This is a genomic window from Enterobacter sp. SECR19-1250, assembly GCF_013391025.1.
GTDB lineage: Bacteria > Pseudomonadota > Gammaproteobacteria > Enterobacterales > Enterobacteriaceae > Enterobacter > Enterobacter cloacae.
The window spans coordinates 1-2,260 of the sequence record NZ_JACASJ010000230.1 but is presented as its reverse complement, the minus strand read 5'-3'; the positions used below and the strand labels follow the sequence as shown (position 1 = coordinate 2,260).

Annotated in this window: 3 protein-coding genes; all 3 read left to right on the top strand. The window is 44.6% G+C overall.

What is annotated here, in order from left to right; genetic code table 11:
• Window positions 1-84 precede the first annotated feature (84 nt).
• The 3 genes from aac(6')-Ib to HX884_RS26135 all read left to right on the top strand — a co-directional run bounded on the left by aac(6')-Ib (window position 85) and on the right by HX884_RS26135 (window position 2,026).
• Window positions 85-639, top strand: coding sequence for an AAC(6')-Ib family aminoglycoside 6'-N-acetyltransferase (aac(6')-Ib, locus tag HX884_RS26145; RefSeq protein WP_012695458.1), 555 nt, complete (start codon window positions 85-87; stop codon window positions 637-639).
• A 91-nt stretch (window positions 640-730) separates the two neighbouring features.
• Entirely contained in the window at window positions 731-1,150 is a 420-nt protein-coding gene (locus HX884_RS26140) for a hypothetical protein (RefSeq protein ID WP_178329014.1), read from the top strand.
• Window positions 1,151-1,195: 45 nt separating this feature from the next.
• A complete protein-coding gene (locus tag HX884_RS26135) occupies window positions 1,196-2,026 on the top strand; it encodes an OXA-1 family class D beta-lactamase OXA-392 (protein ID WP_032490448.1) in 831 nt (276 codons plus the stop codon).
• Window positions 2,027-2,260 lie beyond the last annotated feature (234 nt).

Here is a 2,260-nt window from a genome sequence, read left to right as displayed (position 1 = left end):
GTTTGATGTTATGGAGCAGCAACGATGTTACGCAGCAGGGCAGTCGCCCTAAAACTAAAGTTAGGCATCACAAAGTACAGCATCGTGACCAACAGCACCGATTCCGTCACACTGCGCCTCATGACTGAGCATGACCTTGCGATGCTCTATGAGTGGCTAAATCGATCTCATATCGTCGAGTGGTGGGGCGGAGAAGAAGCACGCCCGACACTTGCTGACGTACAGGAACAGTACTTGCCAAGCGTTTTAGCGCAAGAGTCCGTCACTCCATACATTGCAATGCTGAATGGAGAGCCGATTGGGTATGCCCAGTCGTACGTTGCTCTTGGAAGCGGGGACGGATGGTGGGAAGAAGAAACCGATCCAGGAGTACGCGGAATAGACCAGTCACTGGCGAATGCATCACAACTGGGCAAAGGCTTGGGAACCAAGCTGGTTCGAGCTCTGGTTGAGTTGCTGTTCAATGATCCCGAGGTCACCAAGATCCAAACGGACCCGTCGCCGAGCAACTTGCGAGCGATCCGATGCTACGAGAAAGCGGGGTTTGAGAGGCAAGGTACCGTAACCACCCCAGATGGTCCAGCCGTGTACATGGTTCAAACACGCCAGGCATTCGAGCGAACACGCAGTGATGCCTAACCCTTCCATCGAGGGGGACGTCCAAGGGCTGGCGCCCTTGGCCGCCCCTCATGTCAAACGTTAGGCCTATTTTTATTTAGAGCTTTAAAACTTGGCTTTAGTCAAGAAAAGCAAAAACCAGCGTTCTTGCAAAAATTTTTTACTGCATGGGCTTCTTCAGCAGAAGGCGCGCATTTTTCTGGTTACGTCTCAAGAAACGTCCATGGCCAGCATGCGCGCCCAAAGACAATTCACTTCGTTCAGGGTCATCGGCCAAAACCGACTGTTCTTGCGAAGGTTTCAAAACCCACGGCTCCGGCTGGCGTGTTGTTTCGGTGCACCAGTTTTTCTGGTTTCAAATTCGATTGTTCTTGGTAAGTTTGCTGCGGCGCACGGCGCTGGTATTCTTGCAAAAAACACTGGCCTAACAGGTCAATCAACCGGGACGGTTAAAAGCTGCGCTTTTAACTTCCCTCGGCTGCGCCTCGGCGCCCCTTATTTCGAACGTTGGGCGAACCCGGAGCCTCATTAATTGTCAGCCGTTAAAATTAAGCCCTTTACCAAACCAATACTTATTATGAAAAACACAATACATATCAACTTCGCTATTTTTTTAATAATTGCAAATATTATCTACAGCAGCGCCAGTGCATCAACAGATATCTCTACTGTTGCATCTCAATTATTTGAAGGAACTGAAGGTTGTTTTTTACTTTACGATGCATCCACAAACGCTGAAATTGCTCAATTCAATAAAGCAAAGTGCGCAGCGCAAATGGCACCAGATTCAACTTTCAAGATCGCATTATCACTTATGGCATTTGATGCGGAAATAATAGATCAGAAAACCATATTCAAATGGGATAAAATCCCAAAAGGAATGGAAATTTGGAACAGCAATCATACACCAAAGACGTGGATGCAATTTTCTGTTGTTTGGGTTTCGCAAGAAATAACCCAAAAAATTGGATTAAATAAAATCAAAAATTATCTCAAAGATTTTGATTATGGAAATCAAGACTTCTCTGGAGATAAAGAAAGAAACAACGGATTAACAGAAGCATGGCTCGAAAGTAGCTTAAAAATTTCACCGGAAGAACAAATTCAATTCCTGCGTAAAATTATTAATCACAATCTTCCAGTTAGAAATTCAGCCATAGAAAACACCATAGATAACATGTATCTACAAGATCTGGAGAATAGTACAAAACTGTATGGGAAAACTGGTGCAGGATTCACAGCAAATAGAACCCTACAAAACGGATGGTTTGAAGGGTTTATTATAAGCAAATCAGGACATAAATATGTTTTTGTGTCCGCACTTACAGGAAACTTGGGGTCGAATTTAACATCAAGCATAAAAGCCAAGAAAAATGCAATCACCATTCTAAACACACTAAATTTATAAAAAAATCTAATGGCAAAATCGCCCAACCCTTCAATCAAGTCGGGACGGCCAAAAGCAAGCTTTTGGCTCCCCTCGCTGGCGCTCGGCGCCCCTTATTTCAAACGTTAGATGCACTAAGCACATAATTGCTCACAGCCAAACTATCAGGTCAAGTCTGCTTTTATTATTTTTAAGCGTGCATCCGTCATTCCGCAGCTAATTCCAGAATTTAAATAGCGTGATCTGGCGATCAGT

Coding starts and splice junctions, on each gene's coding strand:
- HX884_RS26135 (WP_032490448.1), top strand. CDS start 1,196: ATGAAAAACACAATACATATCAACTTCGCTATTTTTTTAATAATTGCA.